Raw genomic sequence first — 26,923 nt, forward strand, 5'->3', positions numbered from 1 at the left:
CTCTTCCGGCCCCGTTGCGGAGATCGAATCCTCCGCCTGATGCCATCGAGGTTAGAATTATCTTTTCAGCAAATGCAATCCTGATGTCCAGCCGGGATATCGATCTGCAACTGAGATTCACAACGAAGAAAAAAGCGACCTAAACTTTATTTCTTCCGACATCCGACGCGGCTTTGAAAACCGCCAGCTGATCGGCAAAGGCGCGCTTATAGGCCGGACGCGCCTCGCCTCTGGCCACGTAAGCGGAAAGGTTCGGATATTCATCAAGGATGCCCGAACTTTTTATCCTTTGCAGGACCGATATCATCATCAGGTCACCGGCACTGAATGTCCGCTCCAGCCAGTCGGCCCCACCAAGATGACGGGATAATTCAGCGAGCCGTGTGCGAATGCGTTCATCAACGATCTGCAGGCGCTCACTGTGCCAGCTCTTGTCCCTTTCGAGAAAGCCGGTGACAAAATGCTCGACGATCGGCGGCTCCATGGTACTGAGCGCGGCGAACATCCAGCCTATCGCCCTTGCCCGTGCATCCGCATCCTTCGGCAGCAGGCCGGTATGGCGCTCGGCTATATGGAGAACGATGGCGCCGGATTCGAACAGGACGAGATCACCCTCCTGATAGGTCGGAATCTGCCCGAATGGCTGAAGCGCGAGATGCTCCGGCTGCTTCATCGCCTTGAAGGAAAGAAGGCGGACGTCGTAAGGCTGCCCCACTTCTTCCAGCGCCCAGCGGACGCGCATGTCACGGGCAAGACCCTTGCCGCCATCGGGCGAGCGTTCAAAGGCGGTAATCGTGATCGTCATCGGTATTCTCCATCACATGGTTTTGGAGACGGCGTGCGCGCGGATTTCAGCGCCGGCTGAAGCGGCAAAGGGATGCCGTATCAGAATAGGCGCTTCGACCGGCGAAGACAATCTTGGCCCAGGCGTGCGCCTTATCCGGCCGGAGCGGATCTTCGCCGGGATATCCAGATCAAAACCGGCAATGCCGCGAGTGACAATATTGCACCCATCAAGAAGGTGCCGAATGAACCATGGAGGTCCCACAGCAACCCGGCGAGGACATTACCGATCAGCACCGCCACACCCGTCATCAGGTTGAAAACGCCGAAGGCGGTTCCCTTGAGGTTTGGCGGCGCGGTTTCCGCGACAAGAGTTGCGAGCAAACCCTGGGACAGGCCCATATGCAGCCCCCACAGCAGAATTCCGGTCAGGAACAGCGGGATGGAATTGGCAAAAGCGAGCGCAAGATAGGATGCGGCCAGCACCGACACGCTTGCGGCGAGAATTCCCGACCGGCCGATCCGGTCCGAAAGCCGTCCGGCGGGATAGGCCGTCAGGCCGTAGACGGCGTGCATGATGACCATGGTGACGGGTATCCATGCCGGCCTGAACCCCGCCTCTTCGGATTTCAGCAGCAGGAACGCTTCGCTGAACCGTGCAAAGGTCAGGAGCGACGCCCCGAAAATGACGATCCAGACCGCCGGGTTTAGCTTCGCAAAATCGGCGGCCCGGAATGGCTTTCCCGCTTTCGTTTGTGTCGGTGCATCCGGCTCCTTGACGCCGATCATGAGAATGAAGACCGACAGGAAAGCGGGGATGACCGCGATCCAGAAAATGGCGAGAACATTTTCACTCAGCGCAAACATCAGCGCCATGGCCGCCAGCGGCCCGATGAAACCGCCGACCGTATCGAGCGACTTTCGCAGCCCGAAGGCCGCTCCCCGGATTTCAGCGGGGGTCACATCGGCGATGAGGGCGTCACGCGGTGTTCCGCGAATGCCCTTGCCCACCCGATCCACTGCCTTGGCAGCGACAATCCAGCCGAGCGAAGTGGCGAAGGGAAAGGCGAGTTTGGAAATGGCGCCAAGACCATATCCAAGCACGGCGAGCATTTTTCGCCGCCGCGTCCAGTCCGCGATGATCCCGGAGAACAGCTTGGTAGTGGTCGCGATGGCGACCGACAGGCCTTCGATGAAACCGACCGTGACAGCGGACGCACCGAGCCCCGAGACGAGATAATAGGGCAACAGCGTCTGCACCATCTCCGAGGAGATATCCATCAGCAGGCTGACGAAACCAAGAACCCATACGGTGGGCGGTATGCGTGCCCGAACTGCCGCTGAAACCGGCGCAGAGGATGTTGTCATGAATGGTCCCCGATCCACTCCGGAATAACGGCGGCGCCAGCGACATTCAACCGGTCTTGTCGATGATTTTGACCGTCGGCTGCCTGTTGTGACGGGATGTCATTGGCACGCGGCCTTACCGACCTATATCAGGCAGGAAGCGGCAGGCGGCGCCTCCCTGCCCGCTTCGCCGGTCACCATGGCCGATATGGCGCCTGCTACAGAGGATCCGACCGATGATCGACCCGAGAAAAGTGCTTCGCCTCAACCTGCCCCTTTGGCAAGGCGGCGATAACCCGGATTATTATATTGGCGGCCGGGTTCTTTCGGCCATTGCGCCAGATCCGGAAGGCCCGGTGGAAACCATCGCCGTTCCGCCGCCGGCTGACAGCGGCGCGCGTCCGGTCAGTGCCGGCATAAGATCCCGCGAGGTGAACCTTGCCATTCTCGACCAGGTTCATGCGGCGATCGGCAGGCATAATCCCGACGCCATCGTCACGCTTGGCGGTGACTGCCTCGTCAATCTCGGCCCCGTCTCCTATCTCAACAGCCGCTACCGGGACGATCTGGCGGTGATCTGGATCGACGCCCATCCAGACATCATGACAGCGGGGCAATATCCAAACGCCCATGCGCACCTGCTTGCGATGCTGATGGGCGAAGGTGACGCGGATTTCGTCGCGACCGTTCCGAACCGGGTGAAACCGGAAAACGTGCTTTATGTCGGATTGACGGAGACGACGCCTTACGAAACCGACTTCATCACAAAACACGGGATTACCCGCCTTTCTCCGGAGGACCTGCAAAATGGCGTCGCACCGGTGACGGCGTGGTTGAAGGCGCGCGGCCTGAAACATGCGGCAATCCACTTCGACCTCGATGTGCTCGATCCGGGCCTTTATGATTTTCTTCTGTTCCGTAATCCGTCCGCCCGGCCGGGTGCGTTTGACGGCGTGGCCAAAGGTCGCATGAGCCTGTCGCAAATCCAGCAGATTCTTCTGTCGATATCGTCCGTGTCGGACATCGTCGGACTGGCCATAACCGAATATCTGCCATGGAGCGTCATTGAGCTTTCGCGGGAACTTCGCAAACTTCCGCTGCTCGGCAATGCCGGAGGCGCACGATAAAAGACTGGTCATTTCACGCCGACACTCTAAGCTCCGGCGCCGGAAACGGATTGCCGAAAACCATCAGGATTTCAGTTCAAATCATTAGGGAGAACCACCATATGAGCCTGCGTATCAACGACATAGCACCGGATTTTACCGCCGAGACCACCCATGGTCCGGTGAGCTTTCACGACTGGATCGGTGACGGCTGGGCGGTGCTGTTTTCCCATCCGAAGAATTTCACGCCGGTCTGCACCACCGAGCTGGGTGCAATGGGTGGCCTGCAGCCTGAATTCGAAAAGCGCGGCGTGAAGATCATCGGCATTTCGGTCGACCCGGTCGAAAGCCACGAGAAATGGAAGAACGATATCCGCACCGCGACCGGCTTCAATGTCGATTATCCGCTGATCGGCGACAAGGACCTGAAGGTGGCGAAGCTCTATGACATGCTGCCCGCCGGGGCCGGCGACAGTTCCGAAGGCCGCACGCCGGCCGACAATGCGACGGTGCGCTCGGTCTTCGTCATTGGTCCCGACAAGAAGATCAAGCTGGTCCTCACCTACCCGATGACCACCGGCCGCAACTTCGAGGAAATTCTCCGTGCCATCGATTCCATCCAGCTGACGTCCAGGCATCAGGTGGCGACGCCGGCCAACTGGAAACAGGGCGAAGACGTCATCATCACCGCCGCCGTCTCCAACGAAGATGCAATTGCCCGTTTCGGTTCCTACGACACGGTTCTTCCCTATCTGCGCAAGACGAAGCAGCCCGGCTGAGCCGATAACGAAAAACGGGGGCGGTGAACCATCATCGCTCCCGACCGCCCGCAAACGAGACCGTTACTCCGCGCCGTGCCGCACGACACGCAGCATGGGCTGGCCGTGCAGTTCGGCAGGCTCCAGCCGCGCGAGAAGGTCGAGAGAGGTGATGGCTTCACCGGCGGCAAACCGCCGCCTTCCGCTGACCACGAGATGCGCCAGGCCGAATATGGTCAGAAGCGCTTGCGTGGCGTCGCCGGCCTTCACTTCGTAGAGAAGATCCGTCTGTCCGAAACGGTTCAGGCCCGTCGTCCAGGCTGTGATCGCCTCGCCCTCCTCCGTCACAAAGGCTCCGAAGGCGAGCATCGCAGCCATTTGCTGCGGTTGATCTAGATGGCTGTTTGCATAGTTCAGATAGTCATCCAGATTGGCGCGGCCGACGATCATGTCCAGGTAATGCAACACGACGGCCCGTATTGGGGCGACCTGATGGATGCCAAGCAGGGTCGAGGCGATCTCGTTGTGGGCGATTTCAGGATTATCCTCATCCGCGATGATGAAAAGTCCGAACTCGCACTGGTGTGTGGCCTGGCGTAGATCGTCATATGCCGCTTTTGCATCGACGCAAAAGAGCGACGACCAGTCGACGTCAGCCCGTGCGACTGCCGGATAATGCGCCGGCGCAAGCCGAGCCGTTACCGCCTCCGGTGTACCGACAAAAACTCTGGTCGCACCGCGAAGGCCGTCAAAGACACCCTTGTCGTTCACCAACTCGCATTCATAGCCTTCCGCGCCCCAGGCTTCCGTCAGGCTCTCCGCCGAAATCCCGGGCTCGCTGTCGAAATAGAGTGTCGCCTTGAAATACTGAACGTCGCCATTTGCCATTGTGCATCCTGTCGATGGCAGTGTCTTTAATCTAGGGCTTTATCATCCCGCCGTGATAGTCAAGCCGGTATGTCTCGACGCCGCCCCGGTAAATCCTCTCGATGCCCGTGAAGGACCGGGCTTCACCCGCATTCGTATCGACATAGACCAGCTCCCCGACGTGATGGATGAAACCGCCAAGAAACCGGCCCTCCTGATAAAGTGCGGAAAGCGATGCCTGAATGACCCTGCCGGCAATCGTGCCGTCGATCATGTCCGGCCTCAGGATGCGGCCATAATAATTCATCGCCCAGAGCGCGACGCCTTCATGCCAGACCACCTCCTGCCCGATGAAATCGGTCCCGCCGAAATAGCTGTCGATATAGTCCCACTCACCCTGCCGGTAAGTGAGATCATGCGACCCCTTACGGGTGGAGGTCCTGGATTTGCTGCCGCCGCCGACATAGGTCGCGGATTTGGCCTGCACGATGAATTCTTCCAGCACCGGAACCCCTCCCCCAAAAAAAGAACATAGAGTGAACGTATGTGAGTTGCAGGATGATCGCAAGCCCCGCCCCTGCCCGGCCAGCCAGGCTGGCATTTCGGCGAAAGCAGGCTTGGTAATTGCCTTATTTGCCCTTAAAAGCATCGCAGGAATTATCCAAAAGAGTGCCCATGTCGAAAAACCCGCAAATCTATGTCGATGCCGATGCCTGCCCCGTGAAGCCGGAGATCCTGAAAGTGGCGGAGCGGCACGGGCTGGAGGTGACCTTCGTCGCCAATTCCGGCCTGCGCCCCTCGCGTGATCCGATGGTGAAAAACGTCATCGTGTCGGCCGGTTTCGATGCGGCGGATGACTGGATTGCCGAACATGCCGGCGAAAACGATATCGTCATCACCGCCGATGTGCCGCTGGCCGGACGCTGCGTCGCCAAGGGTGCTCTGGTGACGGGACCGACGGGGCGCGTCTTCGACCAGTCGAATATCGGCATGGCGACCGCGATGCGTGATCTTGGCGCGCATCTGCGCGAAACGGGTGAAAGCAAGGGATATAACGCCGCCTTTTCACCGCGTGACCGCTCCGCCTTTCTGGAGACGCTTGACCGTTTCTGCCGCCGTGTCAAAAAGTGACACTGCAAACAGAAAGGCGTCGCCCATGACCCCGGCAAATCCAAAGAGTCCAGCCAGCCCCAAGGGCCCGGTTAATCCCGGCGGCGATGCCTATCGTCGCCATCGGCCTTTCGTCATTGCCTTTCTCGTCGGCGCCTTCAGCCTCGCGCTGGCGCTGGCATTTGCCCCTGCCCTTGCCATAGAGATTGCCGCCGTTTTCTTTTTCCTGACCTATCTGGCGCTGGTTGCCCTTCGCCTGCCGGGACTGACGGCGCAGCATCTGAAGGTCCATGCCGATAGCGACGATCTTCCGGCGATCGCCATCATTGCCGTCACGCTGCTTGCGGTCGGCGTTGCCGTCGTCTCGCTGTTTCAGGCGCTCAACCATACGGGCGAAACGGTCTGGACCCTGCTTATCGCCTTTGCCTCGGTGATCTTCGGCTGGCTGACAATCCACACGATGACCGCCCTGCACTATGCGCATCTATACTGGCGGCCGGCGACGGTGGACGGCAAGCGCCAGCATCGCGGCGGCATGGATTTTCCGGCGACGAAAGAGCCATGCGGTTATGACTTCCTGTATTTTGCCGTGGTGATCGGCATGACGGCGCAGACATCGGATGTGGGCGTGACCACCACCGCCATGCGCAAGGTGACGCTGCTGCACTCCATCGTTTCTTTCTTCTTCAACACGGTTCTGGTGGCGGCGGCGGTCAATGCCGCTGTCTCGCTTGCGGGCTGAACCGGGAACTTTCTTAAAGGAATGGCTTCATGAACATCATTTCGCAAAATACGGCCTTTGGCGGCATGCAGGGCGTGTTTTCGCACACATCCGAAACCCTGAAATGCGAAATGACCTTTGCGGTCTATGTGCCGCCGAAGGCGATCCACGAGCCCTGCCCGGTTCTCTGGTATCTTTCCGGCCTCACCTGCACCCATGCCAATGTGATGGAAAAGGGCGAATATCGCCGCATGGCCTCGGAACTCGGTCTCATCATCGTCTGCCCGGATACGAGTCCGCGCGGCAATGACGTGCCGGACGAGCTGACCAACTGGCAGATGGGCAAGGGCGCCGGCTTTTATCTCGACGCCACGCAGGAACCGTGGTCGGAGCACTACCATATGTACAGCTATGTCACGGAAGAGCTGTCAGCCCTTATCGGCCAGCATTTCCGCGCGGACATGAGCCGCCAGGGCATCTTCGGTCATTCGATGGGCGGCCATGGCGCGATGACCATCGCGCTCAGGAATCCCGACCGGTTCAAAAGCTGCTCCGCCTTTGCGCCGATTGTCGCCCCCTCTTCCGCCGACTGGTCCGAACCGGCGCTGGAAAAATACCTCGGTGCCGACCGGGCCGCATGGCGCCAATATGACGCCTGCTCGCTGGTCGAGGATGGTGCACGTTTTCCTGAATTCCTGATCGATCAGGGCAAGGCCGACAGTTTCCTTGAAAAGGGCCTGCGCCCCTGGCTGTTCGAAGAAGCGATCAAGGGCACGGATATCGGCCTGACGCTGCGCATGCACGATCGCTACGATCATTCCTATTATTTCATCTCCACCTTCATGGATGACCACCTGAAGTGGCACGCCGACCGTCTCGGATAAGGATGTAAAGCAAGCTGGCGGCGCGCTTGCAGCGCCGCCGTTTCGGGCCTGACCCGACATTACGGGATGCGGGCGATGACCTTGATCTCGAAATCGAAGCCGGCGAGCCAGTTGACACCCAGAGCAGTCCAGTTCGGGTAAGGCGACTTGCTGAAAATCTCCTGCTTGACGGTCATGATCGTTCCGAACTGGTTTTCCGGGTCCGTGTGGAACGTCGTCACATCCACGATATCGTCGAAGGTGCAACCCGCTGCAGCGAGCGTGGCCTTGAGATTTTCAAAGGCCAGCCGGACCTGACGTTCAAAGTCTGGTTCAGGCGTTCCATCGGCACGGCTGCCAACCTGGCCCGAAACGAAAAGGAGATCGCCGGATCGAATAGCTGCGGAATAGCCGTGCTCTTCATATAGCGCGTGCCTGTTGGCGGGGAAAATCGCTTCGCGTTTGGTCATTTGCATCTCTCTTTTGGGCTGAGTGGCAATGGACGGGCGAAGCATTGCTTTCAAAGCTTCGAACGCCCCTTCACATACGTTACGTATGCGAGATAGTGACGTACGCAGCGTATGTCAATTAAGATACGTAACGTATGTGAGTTTCAAGGCGTTGAGATGCGATTTTTCCGGGGGGTGAGTTTGCAGAGCAAACGGCAGACGATTGGCTTTCGCGCCCCCGCCTTGCGTCTTTTACGGAAAAAGCGCCGTTGCCAGTGTCGTAGGGCCGGGGCGGCTCAGCCGGAATTCGCGGATTACCCGTTCGGCAACGCCATAGGCGAGTTCCTGCTCGATTGACTGATTATCGAAGCTAACGACAGTGGCGGTGAATTTCGCCTCGGCGATCACCTCACCCGTCGCCACCGCTGCGGCACGGACAATCACCTTGGCCGAGGCCCGCTCTCCGAACAGGAACGGTGCGCGCGTGACGGATGTGAGGCGAATGGTCAACACCACGCGCGGCCTTGTCTCGCCACGCGCCGTCGTGCGGATTGCGCTCTGTACCTGCGCATGGATGGATTGCATCAGCGCCGGCGCGACATCCGGGCGTGCGGCGACAAATGCGCCACGCACATCGTAAAGCAGCCGGTCGGTATTTGTCGCTTCCGGTTCCAGCCTGAAAGACATGAGCGCGAAACACGCCAGCACGACAATGCCAAGGCGTTCCAGCGTGGTGTTCATGATCAGCGGCTCCCCTAACGTGAGGTAACCGCATGTTCGGCGATCAGGGTTAGAAAAGCGTTAAGAGGCGCTCTTCAGCGACTCCAGAACGTTGAGCGCGGCGCGCATGTCGATGAGCCTGACGGCACGGCGTTCCAGCGCCTCCTCGTCCTCACCCCATTGCTCGGCGGTCCAGTCTTCGTCGAGATGGGCGAGCGCCCACGTCTCCTCCAGCGTCAGCTCTCCTTCCGCCAGCGCCAAAGCCAGAATGGCGGAACCGGTCAGCGACGTCATGGTGTGCAGTGCGGCGAGCGCAATCGGCGTATCGTATTTCCTCAGCGTCACCGCGAAGGCCGCGATTGCCTCACGCGGCTGGTCGCGATGCATGACGCCTTCGACAAGAATAAAACGGGCGCCGAGCACATTGGCCGCCCAGTCCAGAACCGGATCCCAATGGTCCGTCTGCCGCGCAACCAGCGCTTCCGGATCGCCCGCGCGGTAACACAGGAGATCGGAGGAGGAAAAACGGAGGATATCCTCGAAAACCGCCTGGGTGTCGGTGGCGACGCCGTCGATTGCGGTGTTCACATGCCGCGATACCGGCATGACCACCGGGTTCACCACTTCCTTCTGCGCATCCCATTCATCGCGAAGCAGGCTGGCAAGCGCCTGCGTCGGCACGATCAGCGGCTTCTTGGCCGGAGTGCGCAGCGGCTTGCCATCAAGATGGATGGTGAAGCCACCCTCCTCCGCCTCGGCGACGGTGACATCCTTGTAGAACCGTTTCGGTAACGGCTTCTGCATCTGGATTTGCGCGCGCAGGATCGGGTCGGGATGGCTCAGTCCCTCCGAAAGGTCGTTCAGGAGATCACGCATGGCACGTCCTCATCAGTCGGGTAGAAAAGGTCACTAGAGATTATCGGCCGGCACATAGGCCGGGATTTCGCGCGGGTGGCTGACGACGGCATCGGCGCCCGCCTTCCAGAGATCGTCAACCGAGGCATAACCCCAGGCGACACCGATGGCTTTCGCGCCTGCGGCCTTGGCCATCTGCATGTCATAGATCGCATCGCCGATCACGACAGTATCGGCCGGAACCATGCCGGTTTCATGGCAGCATTCCATCACCATGGCCGGGTGCGGCTTGGAGGGACAGTCATCCGCCGTGCGTGAGACGATGAAGTGATCGGCAAAGCCGTGCGTCTCGAGAATATGCGTGAGCCCTCGCCGGCCCTTGCCGGTCACCGCGCCGATCAGCACGTCATCCCGTTTCGAAAGCGTTTCGATCAGTGGCGCGATACCGTCGAAGAGCGGCGTCGTCATTTCAGGACGCTCGCGCAGCGGATGATAAACTTCCCTGTAACGCCGCGTCATCGCCAGCGCCTCCTCATCCACATGCGTCTTACCGAGCATGCGGGCGATAGCGATATCCAGCGTCAGGCCGATGATCGCCTTGGTCTCGGAGAGATCAGGCCGCGGCTTGCCAAAATCGGCAAAGGTTTCGGACATCACGGCATGGATCAGGCCGGCGCTGTCCACGAGCGTGCCGTCGCAATCGAAAAGAACCAGCTTCATCGTTTTCAGTCTTCCCTATCGCCATCGGCCACGTCGAGACCGAGCAGGTTCCAGGTCTGCACCATATGCGGCGGCAGGGGCGCGCTGACCCGAAGCCGGCCGCCGGAAGGATGCGGTATGTCGATATGACGCGCATGCAGGTGCAGGCGCTTCTGAATACCACCCGGGAAATCCCAGTTCGGATCGTCGATGTAATATTTGGGATCGCCGATGATCGGATGGCCCATATGCAGCGCATGAACGCGCAGCTGGTGGGTGCGACCGGTATAGGGCTCCATTTCCAGCCAGGCGAGGTTCTGCGCGGCGGTATCGATGACGCGGTAATAGGAAATGGCGTGGTCGGCCCCCTCCTCGCCATGCTTGGCGATGCGCATGCGATCGCCATCCATCGTCTGTTCCTTGACCAGCCAGGTGGAAATCTTGTCCTGATGCTTACGCGGCACGCCCTTGACCAGCGCCCAATAGGTTTTCTTGGTATCGCGTTCGCGGAAGGCGGCCGTCAGCTTCTGCGCCGCGCCCCGGGTGCGGGCAACCACCAGCACGCCCGACGTGTCGCGGTCGAGGCGGTGCACCAGACGCGGCTTTTCGCCCTTCTGGTTGGTCCAGGCTTCCAGCAGCCCATCGATATGGCGGGTGACGCCCGAACCGCCCTGCACGGCAATGCCGGCCGGCTTGTTGAAAACGAAGACCTTGTCATCCTCATGCAGCAGCATGCGCGCCAGAAGCTCGCCATCTTCGGAATGCTTGAGGTCCTTCGAGCCGATCGGGCCGGTCTTGGTCTTCATATCGGAATCGACCGGCGGCACACGCACCATCTGTCCCGGCTGCACCCGCGCATCCGTCTTCACCCGGCCGCCATCCACGCGCACCTGGCCGGAGCGCAGCAGCTTCTGCAGCTGCCCGAAACCAAGCCCGGGATAGTGAATCTTGAACCAGCGATCGAGGCGCATACCGGCCTCGTCGGCCTCGACCTTGATATGCTCGATACCTGCCATGAAATTTCCAGTCTTTCTGTCCTGATCGCGCGCCCTATTGACCGGCGCGCCGTTTGGACCAAGCCTTTAGAACAAACTGCGGCCCAAGGCCAGCCCGGCGAAAACCGCGGCGATGGAAACCACAAGGCTTGCAAGCACGTAAACGGCCGAAAGCCCGAGCGCACCGCGCTCGAACAGCGAGACCGCATCGAGAGAGAAGGACGAAAAAGTGGTGAACCCGCCGAGTACGCCGGTGACGAGAAACAGGCGCATCTCCATCGAGGCGTTCAGCCGACGCGCCACAAGCTCGACCAGCAGACCGATCAGGAAAGATCCGGCCACGTTGACCGCCAGCGTCCCCCAGGGGAAATTCAACCCCGCCAGTCGCACACTCCACACGCCGACCAGATAACGGAAAACGGAACCGATTGCGCCGCCTGCGGCGACAAGAGCGATATTGAGCATGGGGATTGTATCTCCGGGGAAATGGCCGGACCGGGCAGTCCGACGTATTTCTAGACCATGGGAACGGTTGGTGAAACCCCTTTGCCCGGCGCTTTCGGCCATTAAAATACGATTAAATTGCACACCCGCGATTTAGCCTTCCAACAAGGCGCCGGTGTTAGTCTCCAGATTTTAAGGGTCAGCGAAGATTGCCGGGGGTTGGATGACACAGGTTCTTTCCGTTTCTGCGAATACGGCAGCCTATGCGCTGGAGGCCGTGAAGCCGTCGCAGCGCGTGCCGCGCAGGAGCGAGGTGGAAGAAGCCATTCACGAATTGGCGCGCAAGGCCGAAAACGGCGATGATTTCCAGCTTAGAGCCCTGATGACGGCCATCAAGCCGCCGGCGCTGACGCTTTATTTTCTGACAGCCGCAAGCCAGCGCCACGAACAGCAGGCAACTCTTGAGCAGGCCCTGCAGGCATACGAAGAGAATGAAAATAAAAAAACTATTTAATATCTTATATATATAAATAATTTTGGATGTATCGCTTCATTTATGTCAGTTTAATTTCACTCGTTCAGGTTGCTGTCAGTTAGAAATCCTAATCCTCCAGTGTCCATTGGAGGAGCGTCATGACATTACCGATCCGCCACGCAACCGCCCTCGCTGCTTTGCTGATGGTATCAGCGCCTGCTTTTGCTGCCACCACCATAAAAGTGACGGAAGGCGGTGAAGGCGGAGGGTCCATGACCCTTGCCCTCGACCAGAAGACGGTCAAAGCCGGAGACGCGGTATTTCAGGTGCATAATGACGCCATGAGCGAGCGGCACGAGATTATCCTCGTGAAGCTGAGGTCGGCCGACGAAAAAATCCCCCTGAACACGACGGGGCATCGCGTCGATGAAAAACAGCTGAAGAACCTTGGTGAAGTGGCCGATCTGAAGCCTGGCGGCGACGGGCGGCTGAAGGCGAAGCTTGCGCCCGGCACCTATCTCCTCTTCTGCAACATCAAGGGTCACTACGAAGCAGGCATGCAGGCCAGGCTGACCGTTACAAAATAAGAATGGCCGAAAAAACTGAGGCTGCCGGATAGGTATTGCATTCCGGCAGCCTCTTTTTACTGTCAGTTGTGCTGGTGCCCGCTCTTGTCGTCACCGCCCTTGGCCGCGCCCGTCGAGAGCACGATCTCAACCTTGCCCGCCTTTTCGAAGATGAGCGTTACCGGCACCTTATCACCCTCGGCAAAGGGCTTCTTCACGTCGAAGAACATCATGTGCAGGCCGCCGGGCTTCAGCTCCACCGTCTGGCCGGCGGGGATGACGATACCGTCATCCAGCTTGCGCATCTTCATGACGTCGTTGACCATGGCCATTTCGTGAATTTCGGCCCGGCCTGCCGCGGCGGATTCGACGCCAATGAGCTTGTCGTCGCTATCGCCGGCATTTTTGATCGTCACGTAACCGCCCCCTACCGGCTGGCCCGGCAACATGGCCTTGGTCGCGCCGCCCGATACTTCGAGGCTGCCGGCCTTCACGACATCCATATCCATGGCGGCGTGATCATGGCCGCCGGCATGGGCCTTCGCCGCAACCCTGATGGTCGGCGCCGGGCTTTTCAGAGAATGCGGATCGACACCTGCGGCGGCAACCTCATCCCAGGATACCTTGCCCTTGTCGCCGCACAGCTGCGTTACCTTGAAGGGCAGATCCTGCCCGACCTCGATGCCGGAGATTTTTCCCTGCACGGCGAAAGTGTCGTAGAACTCGTCCGGCAGCTCGCCGCCCTTCCAGCGGATTTCGACCGGACCGCTTTTGATCTCCTTGCCGTGGTTCTTGTAAACCTTCTGGTAGTCGCCCTTGATGATCTCCAGCTCCCAGCCGGCCTTGGGCTGCGGCTTGGCGGAGATGAAGCCTTCCGGCAGCTTGATCTGCACCTCTGTCGTGGCAAGCCCGCCGTCGCAGCCATGGGGCACCTGAAGGGCGGCAACGATGGTGCTGTCCTGTTCGGCCGAACCGTCCACAAACGTGGCGTGGGCGAAAGCCGGTGCGGTCGAAACCGATGCGGCGAAGAGAGTGCAGGTGATGATCTTGGTGGTTTTCATTTGCTTGTCCCTGCGACTGCGCCCCTCAGGGCCCGGCAGCCGCTCCGTGCCGCCAGCCGGCGGCGATGATCCCGTAAAACGAATAATCAGGCGGACAGGGACGGCGGGCCGCGCGCGGCCGGTTTGCGGATCGTCAGAACGGAGCGGAAGCTCCATTCAGCGGCCAGACGATTGTCGAGCCAGGCAAACTCCGTCTTCAGCCAGCCCGCCGTATCGGGCACAGGCAGAAGAATGGACGAGGCCAGCAGACAGGCCTCGCAGAACAGGATGGCATCGCCGGAATGGGGCTGATCATTGCCGGGATGGGAAGCGTTGATGCCATCACCGTGGCCAAGGCAGATTTCCGCAAAGGTGCCGTCCGGCAGCCGGTAACTCTCGTCCAGAGCAATGGCAGGCGCCACGGCAAGCGCCGGCTTATGGGCAAAACCGAGCGACAACATCAGGGTCGCGCAGAAAATGCGAAGCATTTTCTCCATCCCCGTCAGCCATGGTTTTCGATTTGCATTCATGGTCTAGGCGATATCCCGCTTTCCTGCCGTTTCAAAGGGGAATTTTGCCGCAGGCTTAACACTTGCAAGGGAACAATCGACACAAGGGGGCATTTTCCTGTCGAAACGATGTTTCAAGGGAGATCCGACATGCCAGCCAAATCGAAAGCCCAGCAGAAAGCCGCGGGCGCGGCACTGGCCGCCAAACGCGGCGACGTGAAGAAATCCAGTTTAAAAGGTGCTTCAAAAAGCATGGAGAAGTCCATGACAGAAAAGGAACTTGCGGATTTCGCCTCAACGAAACACAAGGGCCTGCCGGAGAAGAAATCCGATTGAAAGAAGCCGTGCTTGCGGGACGCGGCCACGTATTGCGGTGGCAATGGCGCAGATGGAGCAAGAATCTGTTCAGATGCGTCATTTGGTCCTTGCCAACAGCGGGGCTTCGCAGATAATGAGCGTCGCATCATCGTTGGGAGAAACCGCTTCACTGCGGTGCCGAAGGAGCAACCGCCCCGGAAACTCTCAGGCAAAAGGACCAGCGGTGACGACGGAACTCTGGAGAGAAGCCACCTTTCATAAGGACGGCTCGCCGAAGGGATAACAATCTCAGGCGACAAGGACAGAGGGGGCTCTTGAACCCGGCGCGTTTTTCGCGTCATGACCTGAGCCCGCGCGATCTTTCGCGCAACCCTGGAGGCGTCCTTGGACGATACCGCCGAGCTTCAAATCACGCCGCTGCATTCCCTGCATCTTTCGCTTGCCGCCCGCATGGTGCCGTTTGCCGGTTACGACATGCCGGTGCAATATCCGGCCGGCGTGCTGAAGGAACACCTTCAGACCCGCACCTCCGCCGGCCTGTTCGACGTGTCCCATATGGGCCAAGTGATCCTGAAGGCGAAGTCCGGCAACAATGAAGATGCCGCACTTGCGCTCGAAAAGCTGGTGCCGGTGGATATTCTCGGCCTCAAGGAAGGCCGCCAGCGCTACGGTTTCTTCACCGATGAAAACGGCGGTATCCTCGACGACCTGATGATCACCAACCGTGGCGATCACCTCTTCGTCGTTGTCAACGCCGCCTGCAAGGATGCCGATGTCGCCCATATGAAGGCGCATCTTTCCGACACCTGCGAGATCACCCTTCTCGATGACCGCGCCCTGATCGCGCTGCAGGGACCGCGTGCCGAAGAGGTGCTGGCCGAACTGTGGACGGGCGTTTCGGAGATGAAATTCATGGACGTGCAGGAAGTGCCGCTGCACGATGTGCCCTGCATCATCTCGCGCTCCGGTTACTCCGGTGAAGACGGCTTTGAAATCTCGGTACCCGCCGACAAGGCGGAGGAAATCGCCAAAGCCCTGCTCGAACATCCCGATTGCGAAGCCATCGGGCTTGGTGCGCGCGACAGCCTGCGTCTTGAGGCCGGCCTTTGTCTCTACGGCAACGATATCGACACCACGACCTCCCCGATCGAAGCCTCGCTGGAATGGGCGATCCAGAAGGCGCGCCGCGCCGGTGGTGATCGCGAAGGCGGTTTTCCGGGGGCGGAGCGCATTCTCGGCGAACTCAAGGACGGCACATCGCGCCGCCGCGTCGGCCTGAAGCCCGAGGGCAAGGCGCCGGTGCGCGGCCATTCGAAGCTTTTCGCGGATGCCGAAGGCAAGACGGAAATCGGTGAAGTGACGTCGGGCGGTTTCGGCCCCTCGGTCGAAGGTCCGGTCGCCATGGGTTACGTGCCTGTTTCCCACGCTGCTCCCGGCACGGCGATCTTCGCGGAAGTGCGCGGCAAGTACCTGCCCGTCACCGTCGCCGCCCTGCCCTTCATCAAGCCCACCTATAAACGATAATTTCATCCCATCTCCGGAGAGAATACGATGCTGAAATTTACCGCAGAACACGAATGGCTGAAGTTCGAAGGCGATGTCGCAACCGTCGGCATCACCAGCCACGCCGCTGAACAGCTTGGCGATCTCGTTTTCGTTGAATTGCCGGAAGTGGGCGCAACCTTCGCCAAGGATGGCGAGGCCGCAACCGTTGAATCCGTCAAGGCGGCGTCCGACGTCTATTGTCCGCTGGATGGCGAAGTGGTTGAAATCAACCAGGCCATCGTCGATGACCCCTCGCTGGTCAATTCGGACCCGCAGGGTGCTGGCTGGTTCTTCAAGCTCAAGCTTTCCAACGTTGCGGATGCCGATACGCTGCTCGACGAAGCGGCCTACAAGGAGCTGATCGCGTAATGACGACGCCCACCGAATTCCATTTCACCGACTATCAGCCCTATGATTTCGCCAACCGGCGTCACATCGGGCCGTCGCCGTCGGAAATGGCTGAGATGCTGAAGGTCGTCGGCTACAAGAGCCTCGACGCGCTCATCGACGCCACCGTTCCCTCCTCGATCCGCCAGAAGGTGCCGCTCACCTGGGGTGCGGCGCTGACCGAACGCGAGGCGCTGGATCGTCTTCGCGAGACGGCCAACAAGAACCAGGTCCTGACCTCGCTGATCGGCCAGGGCTATTACGGCACCATCACGCCGCCGGTCATCCAGCGCAATATTCTGGAAAACCCGGCCTGGTACACGGCCTATACGCCCTACCAGCCGGAAATCAGCCAGGGCCGCCTTGAGGCGCTGCTGAACTACCAGACCATGGTCTGCGATCTGACCGGCCTCGATGTTGCCAATGCATCGCTGCTCGATGAAGCGACCGCCGCTGCCGAAGCCATGGCCATGTGCCAGCGCGTCGCAAAGTCCAAGGCGACCGCCTTCTTCGTTGACGCCAATTGCCACCCGCAGACCATCGCGCTGATCGAGACCCGCGCGGCCCCGCTCGGCTGGAAGGTGATTGTCGGCAATCCCTTCGCCGATCTCGATCCCGTCGACGTGTTCGGCGCGATCTTCCAGTATCCCGGCACCCACGGCCATGTCAGCGATTTCTCCGGCCTGATTTCCCGTCTGCACCAGACGGGTGCGATTGCCGCCGTCGCCGCCGACCTTCTGGCGCTGACGCTCCTGAAATCTCCTGGCGAAATGGGCGCTGACATCGCCATCGGCTCCTCGCAGCGTTTCGGCGTTCCGGTCGGCTACGGCGGTCCGCATGCGGCTTACATGTCCGTGAAGGATGCGCACAAGCGTTCCATGCCCGGTCGTCTGGTCGGCGTCTCGGTCGATGCGCGCGGCAACCGCGCCTATCGCCTGTCGCTACAGACCCGCGAGCAGCATATCCGCCGCGAAAAGGCGACGTCGAACATCTGCACCGCGCAGGTGCTGCTCGCCGTCATGGCCTCCATGTACGGCGTCTTCCATGGCCCGCAGGGCATCAAGGCGATTGCCCAGCAGACCCACCAGAAGGCCGTGCTGATGGCCAAGGGACTGGAAAAGCTCGGTTACACCATTGAACCGGAGACTTTCTTCGACACGATTACCGTCGAAGTCGGCCATATGCAGGGCGTCATCCTGCGTTCGGCCGTGGCGGAAGGCGTCAACCTGCGCAAGGTCGGCGCGACGAAGATCGGCATGAGCCTTGACGAGCGCACGCGCCCGGCAACGCTTGAGGCCGTCTGGCGTGCTTTCGGCGGCAATTTCTCGATTTCGGATTTCGAGCCGGACTATCGCCTGCCGAAGGAATTGCTGCGCACCAGCCAGTACATGACGCATCCGATCTTCCACATGAACCGTGCCGAAAGCGAGATGACCCGCTACATCCGCCGTCTTTCGGACCGCGATCTGGCGCTTGACCGCTCGATGATCCCGCTCGGTTCCTGCACCATGAAACTGAACGCCACGGCGGAAATGCTGCCGATCACCTGGCCGGAATTTTCCGACATCCATCCCTTCGTACCCGCCAATCAGGCGCTTGGCTACAAGGAGATGATCGATGATCTTTCCGAAAAGCTGTGCTCGGTCACGGGTTATGACGCCTTCTCCATGCAGCCGAATTCCGGCGCGCAGGGGGAATATGCCGGCCTTTTGACCATCCGCAACTACCACCTCGCCAATGGCGATACGCATCGCGATATCTGCCTCATTCCGACGTCCGCGCATGGCACCAACCCAGCCTCGGCGCAGATGGCGGGCATGAAGGTGGTGCCGGTGAAGGCACGTGAAAACGGCGACGTTGATATCGATGATTTCCGTGCAAAAGCAGAGCAGTATGCGGAAAACCTCTCGTGCTGCATGATCACCTATCCGTCCACCCACGGCGTGTTCGAGGAGACGGTTCGCGAGATTTGCGAGATCACCCACAAGCATGGTGGACAGGTCTATCTCGACGGCGCCAACATGAACGCCATGGTCGGCCTTGCCCGCCCCGGCGATATCGGCTCCGACGTTTCGCACCTCAATCTGCACAAGACCTTCTGCATTCCGCACGGTGGCGGCGGCCCGGGCATGGGCCCGATCGGCGTCAAGGCGCATCTGGCGTCTCACCTGCCTGGCCATCCGGCGACGGACGGTCGTGAGGGTGCGGTGTCTGCAGCTCCTTTCGGTTCGCCGTCGATCCTGCCGATTTCCTGGAGCTATTGCCTGATGATGGGCGGCGAAGGGCTGACGCAGGCGACCAAGGTGGCGATCCTCAACGCCAACTATATCGCCGAACGGCTGAAGGGCGCTTACGACGTGCTCTACAAGTCCGAGACCGGTCGCGTGGCGCATGAATGCATCATCGACACCCGACCGCTCGCCGACAGCTGCGGCGTGACGGTGGACGATGTGGCAAAGCGCCTCATCGATTGCGGTTTTCACGCACCGACCATGAGCTGGCCGGTGGCCGGCACGCTGATGATCGAGCCGACGGAATCCGAGACCAAGGCGGAAATCGACCGTTTCTGCGATGCCATGCTGGCGATCCGCGAGGAAGCCCGCGACATCGAGGAGGGCCGCGCCGACAAGCTCAACAACCCGCTGAAAAACGCGCCGCACACGGTGGAAGACCTCGTCGGCGAATGGGATCGTCCCTATAGCCGCGAAAAGGGCTGCTTCCCGCCCGGCGCCTTCCGCATCGACAAATACTGGTCACCGGTCAACCGCATCGACAATGTTTATGGCGACCGCAACCTCATCTGCACCTGCCCTCCGATGGAGGACTATGCCGAGGCGGCCGAATAAAGCATTCGGCCGACGGAACAGGCAAAGGCCCGGAGCAATCCGGGCCTTTATTGTTTGATGGTTGCAGTTCAGGTTCGGAAAAACGGCAGAGCAGGATTGATCGCCATCGGCTCCATGCTAAACCGGATCGGGTAATCCGCTAGCAATGGAGCGCGAATGCGTCTGATCTGCCTGAACGGCTGGGGTGGGAAGCTGAACGACGAGCTTCTTGCCTATCTGTCCTCATCCGATCCCGATATTCTGTGCCTGCAGGAAGTGGTGCATACGCCAGCCGCCACGCAGGACTGGCTGACCTATCGTGACCATGGCATCGAACTGCCGCAGCGGGCAAACTTCCTGCGGGATGTCTCGGACGCCCTGCCCGACCATGTGGCGGTCTTTTGCCCGGCGGCTCAGGGTGATCTCTGGCACGGCGAGGTGCGCTATCCCTCGCAATGGGGACTGGCAACCTTCATTCGTAAATCCATAGCCGTCATCGCGCAGGCGCAGGGTTTCGTTCACGGAAGCTTTTCAGCGGATGGATACGGCGACCATCCGCGATCGCGCACCGCCCATGCCGTTCGCGTCTTCGATTTCAGGAACGGCCAGCCGGCGGTCATCGCCCATATGCACGGCCTGCGGGACCTTGAGGGCAAACACGATAGCCCCGCACGGCTGGCGCAGGCAAAGCGTCTCGTCCAGCTCGTCAGGAATATCGCGCAGGATGGTGACCGGATCGTCGTCTGCGGCGATTTCAACGTTCTGCCGGAGAGTGAGACATTCACTGTTCTGAAAGAGCTTGATCTCATCGAACTCGTCACGACACGCGGCTATACCGATACCCGCACCTCGCACTATACCAAGCAGAACCGTTATGCGGACTACATGCTGGTCAATTCGGCAGTGACGATTGATCACTTCGACGTTGTAGGAGAGCCCGAGGTTTCTGATCATTGCCCTCTGCTGCTCGAATTCAGGTGAGAACCGGGTCTCTCATCCGGTTCGTCAAGATCGGTGGAATATAGTCACCGCACCAGCCTGATATCGCTCGTCACCACCGTCTTGCCGGTCCTGCCGTCCCTGTCGGTGGTACGCAGCCGCAGGCCGTTATTGCCGATCTTTTCGATCGTCATGGCGGCGACGCGGTCCCCGTTGATATCGCGGTTCCAGCGAACGGTGAGGTTGATCGAATTTCCGCGGCGATTGCCGGCCAGTGCCGAAGGGCGGCCGGATGGACCGGTATAGGTGCCGCTGTAACGTGCGCCGCTTGCAGCCAGATCGGCGGCGATAGCGCGCTTCACCACCAGAAGCCCGCGGCAGGTGCCTGACATGCGCAGCGCGGTCTGCCGGGCATCGGAGTTCAGCGTGCAGTTAACGTTGATGGCCGGCGCGCCGATACGGGTGATCACCGTCCCCTTGCCCGTCCATGTGCCCTGAAGGGAAGACAGAAAAGCGCTTTCATCGGCAAGAGCGGGCAGCGCGGCAAAAAGGCTTGCCGCCAAGGCGATGATTGTAGTGCGGATTCTCTCAGTTTTTCCCATTGGACGACTTCGCAGGTTCGATTTCTTTCGAACGCTAACGCGTCATCGCCTGCGGATGTTCCAGCTGAACGACTTGCTGTTTCGTCTCCCCGCATAAGCCTTAAAACAGAAAGGAGGCATTGTGGGCCTTCTTTTTTATTCGTTACGGGAGAAACGCCACCGTCAGCCGACGAAAGCGCGCTCGATCACAAATTCGGCGGGCTTGTTGTTGGCGCCTTCGGTGAGACCAGCCTTTTCAAGCAGTTCCTTGGTATCCTTCAGCATGGCGGAGGAACCGCAGATCATGCCGCGATCGACGGCCGGATCGAGGGCGGGAACACCGAGATCGGCAAACAGCTTGCCGTTTTCGATCAGCGTGGTGATACGTCCCTGGAAGGGGTAGTCCTCACGGGTGACGGTCGCATAATGCTTGAGCTTGTCGCCGACGATTTCGTTCAGGAATTCGTGGTTCCTGATTTCCTCGACCAGATCGAAGCCATATTTCAGCTCGGCCACGTCACGGCAGGTATGGGTCAGGATGACCTCTTCGAACTTCTCGTAGGTCTCGGGATCGCGGATCAGGCTCGCGAAAGGCGCGATGCCGGTGCCGGTGGAGAACATGTAAAGCCGTCTGCCGGGCGTCAGCGCATCCAGAACCAGCGTGCCTGTCGGCTTCTTGCGCATCAGGACGGTATCGCCGGGCTTGATCGCCTGAAGATGCGATGTCAGCGGACCATTCGGAACCTTGATCGAGAAGAATTCCAGTTCCTCGTCCCAGGCGGGGCTGGCGATGGAATAGGCGCGGTAGATCGGCTTGTCGCCGACCATCAGGCCGATCATGGCGAATTCGCCGGAGCGGAAACGGAAGCCGGCCGGACGCGTCATGCGGAAACGGAACAGGTGATCCGTATAATGTTCCACCGATAAAACCGTCTCGGCGTAAACACCGTCGGGTATCTTGATCGCGAAATCTTCCGTCTTGGCTGGCGCGTTCATTTCAGGTTCCGTCCATTCTCATTCGATAAGCGACATTCTCCAACCGGGCAATTATACCATTTTTGCCGAGGTTTGAAGGCATGAGAATGTCAGAACTGCTATGTGCTCAGGAAATATGTATCAAAAAATCATATTTCCGCGCAACGTGTCACAGGGACGCACGCCGACGCCAGCTATAGGCCTCGCCAACTGCTGCCGGTTTGGCTGTCGGCTGGTAATAGACCGGTATTTCCGGCAGGCGATTTTCCGACAGGCGGCGAATGGCCGTACCGTTCGTCACGGCAAAGCTGGTAAATCCCGTGCGCAGCATCAGCGGCACCTGATCGATCAGCACATCGCCAACCGCCCTCACCTCGCCGGCAAAACCGAGGCGGCTGCGCAGCAGCGAGGCGTGGCTGAAACCACGGCCGTCATTGAAGGCCGGGAAGCTTATGGCGACAAGGTCGATACGGTCGAGATAGGGGCCGAGCTGGATGACATCATCCGCCGGTGTAATCAGAACACCGAGACCGATATCGTTGCTTTCGGCGGCACGAACCAGGAAATCGGCAAGCGACAACACCGGCTTCTGATCTGCTCCGGCCTTCACCTCTTCCGTTTCGATCACCCAGGCATCGTTTTCCACGAAGCCGTCGCGGTTCCAGATTTTCGTCATGGCATTCTCCTCAGGCGGCTTCTGCAGCGGAACCGTAAAGCGCATCCTTGAATGGCTGCGGTCCGACGCGGCGATAGGCTTCGAGGAAAATCTCTTCCTTCGAAAGGCGAAGCCCGAGATAGGTATCGACAATGGTCTCGATGGCGTCGGTCACCTTTTCCGGCTCGAAGCCGCGGCCGATGATCTCACCGATCGAGGTGTTTTCGTCACCCGATCCGCCGAGCGTGATCTGGTAGAGTTCCGCGCCCTTCTTTTCCACGCCCAGCAGGCCGATATGGCCGACATGGTGGTGGCCGCAGGCATTGATGCAGCCGGAAATCTTGATCTTCAGCTCACCGATTTCCGCCTGACGCTCGGGCGCGCCGAAGCGGGTGGAAATTTCCTGCGCCACCGGAATGGAGCGGGCATTGGCGAGCGCGCAATAGTCCAGCCCGGGACAGGCAATGATATCGGTGATCAGCCCCGCATTGGCGGTGGCAAGGCCCGCACCCACCAGTGCGCGATAGACCGGCTCGAGATCGGCCAGCGCCACATGCGGCAGGATGATGTTCTGCTCGTGGCTGATGCGGATTTCGTCGAAGGCATATTCCTCGGCAATATCGGCGACGAGTTCCATCTGCTCGTCCGTCGCATCGCCCGGAATGCCGCCGATCGGCTTCAGCGAGATGGTCACCATGCCGTAATCCGGGTGCTTGTGCGGCGCGACGTTCTGCTCGACAAAACGGGCGAAACCTTCATCGGCCCGCTTCCAGCGCGCCAGGCTCTCCCAGCCTTCCGGCCGGTCCTTCAGCGCCGGCGGCGCGAAATAAGCGGTGATTGCCGCAATATCGGCATCCGGCAGCTTCAACTCGGTGTTTTTCAGCTCCGCGAATTCAACCTCGACCTGGCGGGCCAGTTCTTCCGCACCGGTCTCATGCACGAGGATCTTGATGCGCGCCTTGTATTTATTGTCGCGACGGCCGTGCAGGTTATAAACGCGCATGATGGCCGTGGTGTAGGACAAGAGGTCCTCTTCCGGCAGGAAGTCGCGAATTTTCTTGGCGATCATCGGTGTGCGGCCCTGTCCGCCGCCGACATAGACGGCGAATCCGATCTCGCCCCTGTCGTTCTTTTTCAGATGCAGGCCGATATCGTGAACCTGAATGGCGGCGCGGTCGCGCTCGGCACCCGTGACAGCGATCTTGAACTTGCGCGGCAGGAAGGAGAACTCCGGGTGCACGGAAGACCACTGACGCAGGATTTCCGCATAGGGACGCGGATCGGCAACCTCATCGGCGGCCGCACCGGCGAAATGATCGGCGGTCACGTTGCGAATGCAGTTGCCGGACGTCTGCAGCGCGTGCATTTCCACGCTCGCCAGTTCGGACAGGATATCCGGCGTGTCGGAAAGGCGCGGCCAGTTGTACTGGATGTTCTGACGGGTGGTGAAATGGCCGTAACCCCGGTCATATTTGCGGGCGATGTGGGCCAGCATCCGCATCTGCTTGGAATTCAGCGTACCGTAGGGAATGGCGACACGCAGCATATAGGCGTGCAGCTGGAGGTAGACGCCGTTCATCAGGCGCAGCGGCTTGAACGCGTCCTCGGCCAGTTCGCCGGACAGCCGGCGCTCGACCTGATCGCGAAACTGTGCCACGCGGCCTTCAACAAATGCGTGATCGAACTCGTCGTAACGGTACATATTCTTCCTCAGACTGCGATAAATGCTGCATCGGCCGGCTTGAAGCCGGTGGCATAGTGCACGGTGGGGCCGGCGGCGCGAATGCGTTCGCGAAGGCGCGTCGGCCAGAGCTTGCCGTTCTCCTCGACGACATCGATGACGGCGACATCCACGACCTTGTTGGCGGAGAAATCCCGCTTGCCGATTTCCTCAAACGAGGCGACGGCCTCCGCGTGGCGCGCAACGATCGCCCCCTGCAGGTTCTCCGTCCACTCGCCACTGGCATCGAGCCAGACGGCAATACCATCGCTGAGGCGGTTGGCGGTCAAAACCTTGTCAACCATTTACATACTCCCGTTTGAAATCCGCCGGCTGCACTGGCAATGCAAGCGCCTCGGACCTGTCAAAATTGGCGCCCGCCACCGCATCGCCGATGATGACCATGACCGGACCGGTCAGTTCATCGCGATGTTCGAGTTCGGGCAGATCGTTCAATGTGCCATGCAGCAGGCGGCGATCCGCGCGGCTGGCGTTTTCGATGACGGCGACGGTCGTTTCCACACCGAGCCCCGCTTCGATCAGCCGTTTCGCGACCGAAGCAGCGACACTGCGGCCCATATAGACGGCGATGGTGGCCCCGGAGACGGCAAGCCGCGCCCAGTCGGGCAGCACATCGCCAGTCAGATCGTGGCCGGTGGTGAAAATCAGCGACGAGGCGACACCGCGCAGCGTCAGCGGCAATTCGAAATCCGCAGCCGCGGCGAAGGCCGATGTGATGCCGGGTACGATCTCATAGGCAATACCGGCGTCACGCAGCGCCGCCATTTCCTCGCCCGCCCGGCCATAGACCAGCGGATCGCCGGATTTGAGGCGCACAACGCGTTTGCCATCCTTGCCGAGGCGCACCAGCAGGCGGTTGATCTCTTCCTGCGACTTGCTGTGGCAGCCCTTGCGCTTGCCGACAGAAAGCCTTTCGGCATCACGGCGGCCCATATCGACAATCGCCTGCGGCACCAGCGCGTCGTAAACGATCACATCGGCTTCCATCAGCACGCGCTGCGCGCGCAGCGTCAGCAGGTCTTCCGCACCGGGACCGGCGCCGACGAGCCAGATGCGGCCTTCACTGCGTTCGGGCGATTGCAGCAGGCGGTCGACGGCCTGACGGGCGGAAGGGGTATCGCCGATGGCGACCGCATCCGCGACCGCGCCGGAAAAGAACCGCCGCCAGAACTTGCGGCGCAAGGCGCCCTTCGGCACATTTTCCTCGGCGGCATCGCGATATTGTACGGCGAGACGCGCAAGCTTGCCGAGCGACGGCGACAGCATCTGGTCGATGCGGGCGCGGATCATCTGGGCAAGAACCGGACCCGCCCCTTCCGTGCCGATGGCGACGGCGACTGGCGCGCGGGTGACAAGCGCGGGGGTGAAGAAATCGCAGAACTCCGGCTGATCCACCGCATTGGCGGGAATTTTCGCGGCGCGGGCAACGGTGACGATCTCACGGTCCAGCGCCTCGTCTCCGGTGGCGGCAAAGACCAGCGTCGCGCCCTGAACCAGCCGACCGGCGAAAGCCAGAACCCGGTGATCGATACCGTTTTCCCGAAGATAGCGGGAAAAATCCGCTTCAGGCTGATCCGCGTAAACGATGATATGTGCATTGGTATTGGCGAGCAGCCTTACCTTCGCGAAAGCCTCGTCGCCATTTCCGAAAACAGCGACCTGCCGTCCCTCAACCCGGAAGAATGCGGGGAAGGTTGAAAGGCGGTCGCCAGCAGCGGAAAAATCATGTTCGTTGTGCATTGGACATATATCCCGCATTGCCGCACAAGATTGAAGAAACAGAAATTCAAGCCTTTCCGACACCTGGATTTTTATTTCTCGAAGACCCCGGTTTTGGAGGAAAACAAACCGGCACTGGTTTTTCGCAGCCCGGCACCTCCCCGGTTTCCCTTGCGAATCCCTTGACAAAGCGGGCGCCCGCGCCGAACAAGGAGCGACAATTTATTGTCGATTTCCCCATGCGAAGACCGCTTTTTTGCAAGCGGAACGAAGGATAAGACCCTTGACCAGCCACAGCCTCGCCGCCCGCCTTCTCGACGTCATCGAACATGATATCCTGCCGTTGACCGCGCGTGGCGTGAGCCTCGGCAACAAGGTTTTCGGTGCCGCGATCCTGCGCAAGTCCGACCTCTCGCTTGTTGTCGCGGAAACCAATAACGAGCTGGAAAATCCGCTCTGGCACGGCGAAGTGCACACACTGAAGCGGTTTTACGAGCTGGGCGAGAAGCCGAATACGAAGGAACTGATATTCCTTTCCACCCACGAACCCTGCACCATGTGCATGTCCGCGATCACCTGGGCCGGTTTCGACAATTTCTACTCCTTCTTCAGCCATGAGGATTCCCGCGACGCTTTCGCAATCCCGCATGATCTCAAAATTCTGAAGGAGGTCTTCGGGCTGGAGCCGGGCGGTTATCGCCGCAACAACGCCTTCTGGAATTCGTATTTTGTCGCCGATCTGGTGGAAGGCGAAGACGATCCGCTGAAAACCGCGCTGAGGGCGCAGACGGCCCGCATCAAGGCCGCCTATGACGACCTTTCAACCAGCTATCAATCGTCAAAAAGCGACAATGACATTCCGCTCAACTAGGACATTTCCAGGAAAACCGCGTGGCGGTTTTCCATCCGGACGCAGCATGAAACAAAGAAT

At 60.0% G+C, this 26,923-nt stretch carries 31 protein-coding genes and 1 riboswitch; of the genes, 13 read left to right on the forward strand and 18 right to left on the reverse strand.

Annotated features, from left to right (window positions below; translation table 11 throughout):
* Positions 1-139 precede the first annotated feature (139 nt).
* Together JZX88_RS06610 and JZX88_RS06615 are read right to left on the reverse strand one after the other, a co-directional pair.
* On the reverse strand, positions 140-805 hold the full coding sequence (locus tag JZX88_RS06610; protein WP_206913038.1) for a glutathione S-transferase family protein: 666 nt from the start codon (positions 803-805) through the stop codon (positions 140-142).
* A 131-nt stretch (positions 806-936) separates the two neighbouring features.
* Positions 937-2,151, reverse strand: coding sequence for an MFS transporter (locus JZX88_RS06615; protein ID WP_206913039.1), 1,215 nt, complete (start codon positions 2,149-2,151; stop codon positions 937-939).
* A gap of 215 nt (positions 2,152-2,366) precedes the next feature.
* Here JZX88_RS06615 and JZX88_RS06620 point away from each other — a divergent pair, with 215 nt between their 5' ends.
* On the forward strand, positions 2,367-3,257 hold the full coding sequence (locus JZX88_RS06620; protein WP_206913040.1) for an arginase family protein: 891 nt from the start codon (positions 2,367-2,369) through the stop codon (positions 3,255-3,257).
* A 101-nt stretch (positions 3,258-3,358) separates the two neighbouring features.
* Entirely contained in the window at positions 3,359-4,015 is a 657-nt protein-coding gene (locus tag JZX88_RS06625) for a peroxiredoxin (protein ID WP_065115576.1), read from the forward strand.
* A gap of 63 nt (positions 4,016-4,078) precedes the next feature.
* On the opposite strand, the gene JZX88_RS06630 is transcribed toward JZX88_RS06625, so the two are convergent.
* Entirely contained in the window at positions 4,079-4,882 is an 804-nt protein-coding gene (locus tag JZX88_RS06630; RefSeq protein ID WP_206913041.1) for a hypothetical protein, read from the reverse strand.
* Between the two features lie 31 nt (positions 4,883-4,913).
* Complete coding sequence (locus JZX88_RS06635; RefSeq protein WP_206913043.1) at positions 4,914-5,366, reverse strand: DUF5680 domain-containing protein; 453 nt, start codon at positions 5,364-5,366, stop codon at positions 4,914-4,916.
* Positions 5,367-5,536: 170 nt separating this feature from the next.
* Here JZX88_RS06635 and JZX88_RS06640 point away from each other — a divergent pair, with 170 nt between their 5' ends.
* Genes JZX88_RS06640 through fghA form a run of 3 tightly spaced genes read left to right on the forward strand, consistent with a single transcriptional unit; the run spans position 5,537 to position 7,576 of the window.
* A complete protein-coding gene (locus JZX88_RS06640; RefSeq protein WP_110759754.1) occupies positions 5,537-5,992 on the forward strand; it encodes a YaiI/YqxD family protein in 456 nt (151 codons plus the stop codon).
* Between the two features lie 25 nt (positions 5,993-6,017).
* A complete protein-coding gene (locus tag JZX88_RS06645) occupies positions 6,018-6,713 on the forward strand; it encodes a DUF1345 domain-containing protein (RefSeq protein WP_206913045.1) in 696 nt (231 codons plus the stop codon).
* 29 nt (positions 6,714-6,742) lie between these two features.
* Entirely contained in the window at positions 6,743-7,576 is an 834-nt protein-coding gene (gene fghA, locus JZX88_RS06650; protein WP_110759758.1) for an S-formylglutathione hydrolase, read from the forward strand.
* 59 nt (positions 7,577-7,635) lie between these two features.
* On the opposite strand, the gene JZX88_RS06655 is transcribed toward fghA, so the two are convergent.
* The 6 genes from JZX88_RS06655 to crcB all read right to left on the reverse strand — a co-directional run bounded on the left by JZX88_RS06655 (position 7,636) and on the right by crcB (position 11,738).
* Complete coding sequence (locus tag JZX88_RS06655; RefSeq protein ID WP_065115570.1) at positions 7,636-8,025, reverse strand: RidA family protein; 390 nt, start codon at positions 8,023-8,025, stop codon at positions 7,636-7,638.
* 231 nt (positions 8,026-8,256) lie between these two features.
* Positions 8,257-8,745 carry a hypothetical protein gene (locus JZX88_RS06660; RefSeq protein WP_065115569.1) on the reverse strand — a complete coding sequence of 163 codons (489 nt, stop codon included), beginning with the start codon at positions 8,743-8,745 and terminating at the stop codon, positions 8,257-8,259.
* 60 nt (positions 8,746-8,805) lie between these two features.
* A complete protein-coding gene (locus tag JZX88_RS06665; protein WP_065115568.1) occupies positions 8,806-9,600 on the reverse strand; it encodes an ATP12 family chaperone protein in 795 nt (264 codons plus the stop codon).
* A 33-nt stretch (positions 9,601-9,633) separates the two neighbouring features.
* Positions 9,634-10,299, reverse strand: a complete 666-nt coding sequence (locus JZX88_RS06670; protein WP_110759765.1) for an HAD family hydrolase — start codon at positions 10,297-10,299, stop codon at positions 9,634-9,636.
* 5 nt (positions 10,300-10,304) lie between these two features.
* A complete protein-coding gene (locus JZX88_RS06675) occupies positions 10,305-11,294 on the reverse strand; it encodes an RluA family pseudouridine synthase (RefSeq protein ID WP_065115566.1) in 990 nt (329 codons plus the stop codon).
* A 66-nt stretch (positions 11,295-11,360) separates the two neighbouring features.
* Positions 11,361-11,738 (reverse strand): fluoride efflux transporter CrcB, encoded by a 378-nt coding sequence (gene crcB / locus JZX88_RS06680; protein WP_206913046.1) that lies wholly within the window; start codon positions 11,736-11,738, stop codon positions 11,361-11,363.
* Positions 11,739-11,940: 202 nt separating this feature from the next.
* Between crcB and JZX88_RS06685 the strand changes: the two genes are divergently transcribed.
* Together JZX88_RS06685 and JZX88_RS06690 are read left to right on the forward strand one after the other, a co-directional pair.
* Positions 11,941-12,231 (forward strand): hypothetical protein, encoded by a 291-nt coding sequence (locus JZX88_RS06685; RefSeq protein WP_142855708.1) that lies wholly within the window; start codon positions 11,941-11,943, stop codon positions 12,229-12,231.
* A 119-nt stretch (positions 12,232-12,350) separates the two neighbouring features.
* Positions 12,351-12,779, forward strand: coding sequence for a plastocyanin/azurin family copper-binding protein (locus JZX88_RS06690; RefSeq protein WP_206913047.1), 429 nt, complete (start codon positions 12,351-12,353; stop codon positions 12,777-12,779).
* Between the two features lie 62 nt (positions 12,780-12,841).
* On the opposite strand, the gene JZX88_RS06695 is transcribed toward JZX88_RS06690, so the two are convergent.
* Both JZX88_RS06695 and JZX88_RS06700 read right to left on the reverse strand, forming a co-directional pair.
* Positions 12,842-13,819, reverse strand: a complete 978-nt coding sequence (locus JZX88_RS06695; protein ID WP_206913048.1) for a copper chaperone PCu(A)C — start codon at positions 13,817-13,819, stop codon at positions 12,842-12,844.
* An 86-nt stretch (positions 13,820-13,905) separates the two neighbouring features.
* The gene (locus tag JZX88_RS06700) at positions 13,906-14,286 is read right to left on the reverse strand and encodes a hypothetical protein (RefSeq protein WP_246753444.1); all 381 of its coding nucleotides are present in this window, start codon (positions 14,284-14,286) and stop codon (positions 13,906-13,908) included.
* Positions 14,287-14,457: 171 nt separating this feature from the next.
* Here JZX88_RS06700 and JZX88_RS06705 point away from each other — a divergent pair, with 171 nt between their 5' ends.
* The 5 genes from JZX88_RS06705 (at position 14,458) to JZX88_RS06725 (ending at position 20,363) form a co-directional block, all read left to right on the forward strand.
* On the forward strand, positions 14,458-14,643 hold the full coding sequence (locus JZX88_RS06705) for a DUF3008 family protein (protein WP_065115560.1): 186 nt from the start codon (positions 14,458-14,460) through the stop codon (positions 14,641-14,643).
* 124 nt (positions 14,644-14,767) lie between these two features.
* A riboswitch (glycine riboswitch) is annotated at positions 14,768-14,855 on the forward strand.
* 154 nt (positions 14,856-15,009) lie between these two features.
* Entirely contained in the window at positions 15,010-16,149 is a 1,140-nt protein-coding gene (gene gcvT / locus JZX88_RS06710; protein WP_206913050.1) for a glycine cleavage system aminomethyltransferase GcvT, read from the forward strand.
* A gap of 27 nt (positions 16,150-16,176) precedes the next feature.
* Positions 16,177-16,539, forward strand: coding sequence for a glycine cleavage system protein GcvH (gene gcvH / locus JZX88_RS06715; RefSeq protein ID WP_142855703.1), 363 nt, complete (start codon positions 16,177-16,179; stop codon positions 16,537-16,539).
* A complete protein-coding gene (gene gcvP / locus JZX88_RS06720) occupies positions 16,539-19,403 on the forward strand; it encodes an aminomethyl-transferring glycine dehydrogenase (protein WP_206913051.1) in 2,865 nt (954 codons plus the stop codon). The genes gcvH and gcvP overlap by 1 nt, the downstream gene beginning before the upstream one ends.
* A 156-nt stretch (positions 19,404-19,559) precedes the next feature.
* Positions 19,560-20,363 (forward strand): endonuclease/exonuclease/phosphatase family protein, encoded by an 804-nt coding sequence (locus JZX88_RS06725; RefSeq protein WP_206913052.1) that lies wholly within the window; start codon positions 19,560-19,562, stop codon positions 20,361-20,363.
* Positions 20,364-20,407: 44 nt separating this feature from the next.
* On the opposite strand, the gene JZX88_RS06730 is transcribed toward JZX88_RS06725, so the two are convergent.
* The 6 genes from JZX88_RS06730 to cysG form a co-directional block, all read right to left on the reverse strand.
* The gene (locus JZX88_RS06730; RefSeq protein WP_065115555.1) at positions 20,408-20,923 is read right to left on the reverse strand and encodes a hypothetical protein; all 516 of its coding nucleotides are present in this window, start codon (positions 20,921-20,923) and stop codon (positions 20,408-20,410) included.
* A 162-nt stretch (positions 20,924-21,085) separates the two neighbouring features.
* Positions 21,086-21,898 carry a ferredoxin--NADP reductase gene (locus tag JZX88_RS06735; protein WP_065115554.1) on the reverse strand — a complete coding sequence of 271 codons (813 nt, stop codon included), beginning with the start codon at positions 21,896-21,898 and terminating at the stop codon, positions 21,086-21,088.
* Positions 21,899-22,046: 148 nt separating this feature from the next.
* Positions 22,047-22,553 carry a DUF934 domain-containing protein gene (locus tag JZX88_RS06740; RefSeq protein WP_206913054.1) on the reverse strand — a complete coding sequence of 169 codons (507 nt, stop codon included), beginning with the start codon at positions 22,551-22,553 and terminating at the stop codon, positions 22,047-22,049.
* A gap of 10 nt (positions 22,554-22,563) precedes the next feature.
* Complete coding sequence (locus JZX88_RS06745; RefSeq protein WP_174031343.1) at positions 22,564-24,234, reverse strand: nitrite/sulfite reductase; 1,671 nt, start codon at positions 24,232-24,234, stop codon at positions 22,564-22,566.
* 8 nt (positions 24,235-24,242) lie between these two features.
* Positions 24,243-24,557 (reverse strand): DUF2849 domain-containing protein, encoded by a 315-nt coding sequence (locus tag JZX88_RS06750; protein ID WP_065115551.1) that lies wholly within the window; start codon positions 24,555-24,557, stop codon positions 24,243-24,245.
* Positions 24,550-26,013, reverse strand: coding sequence for a siroheme synthase CysG (cysG, locus tag JZX88_RS06755; RefSeq protein ID WP_206913056.1), 1,464 nt, complete (start codon positions 26,011-26,013; stop codon positions 24,550-24,552). Before cysG ends, JZX88_RS06750 begins: the two co-directional genes overlap by 8 nt.
* Before the next feature lie 262 nt (positions 26,014-26,275).
* On the opposite strand from cysG, the gene JZX88_RS06760 reads away from it, so the two are divergent.
* Entirely contained in the window at positions 26,276-26,863 is a 588-nt protein-coding gene (locus JZX88_RS06760) for a deaminase (RefSeq protein ID WP_206913058.1), read from the forward strand.
* Positions 26,864-26,923 lie beyond the last annotated feature (60 nt).

The organism is Agrobacterium sp. OT33, from assembly GCF_017313365.1.
Lineage (GTDB): Bacteria > Pseudomonadota > Alphaproteobacteria > Rhizobiales > Rhizobiaceae > Agrobacterium > Agrobacterium rhizogenes_A.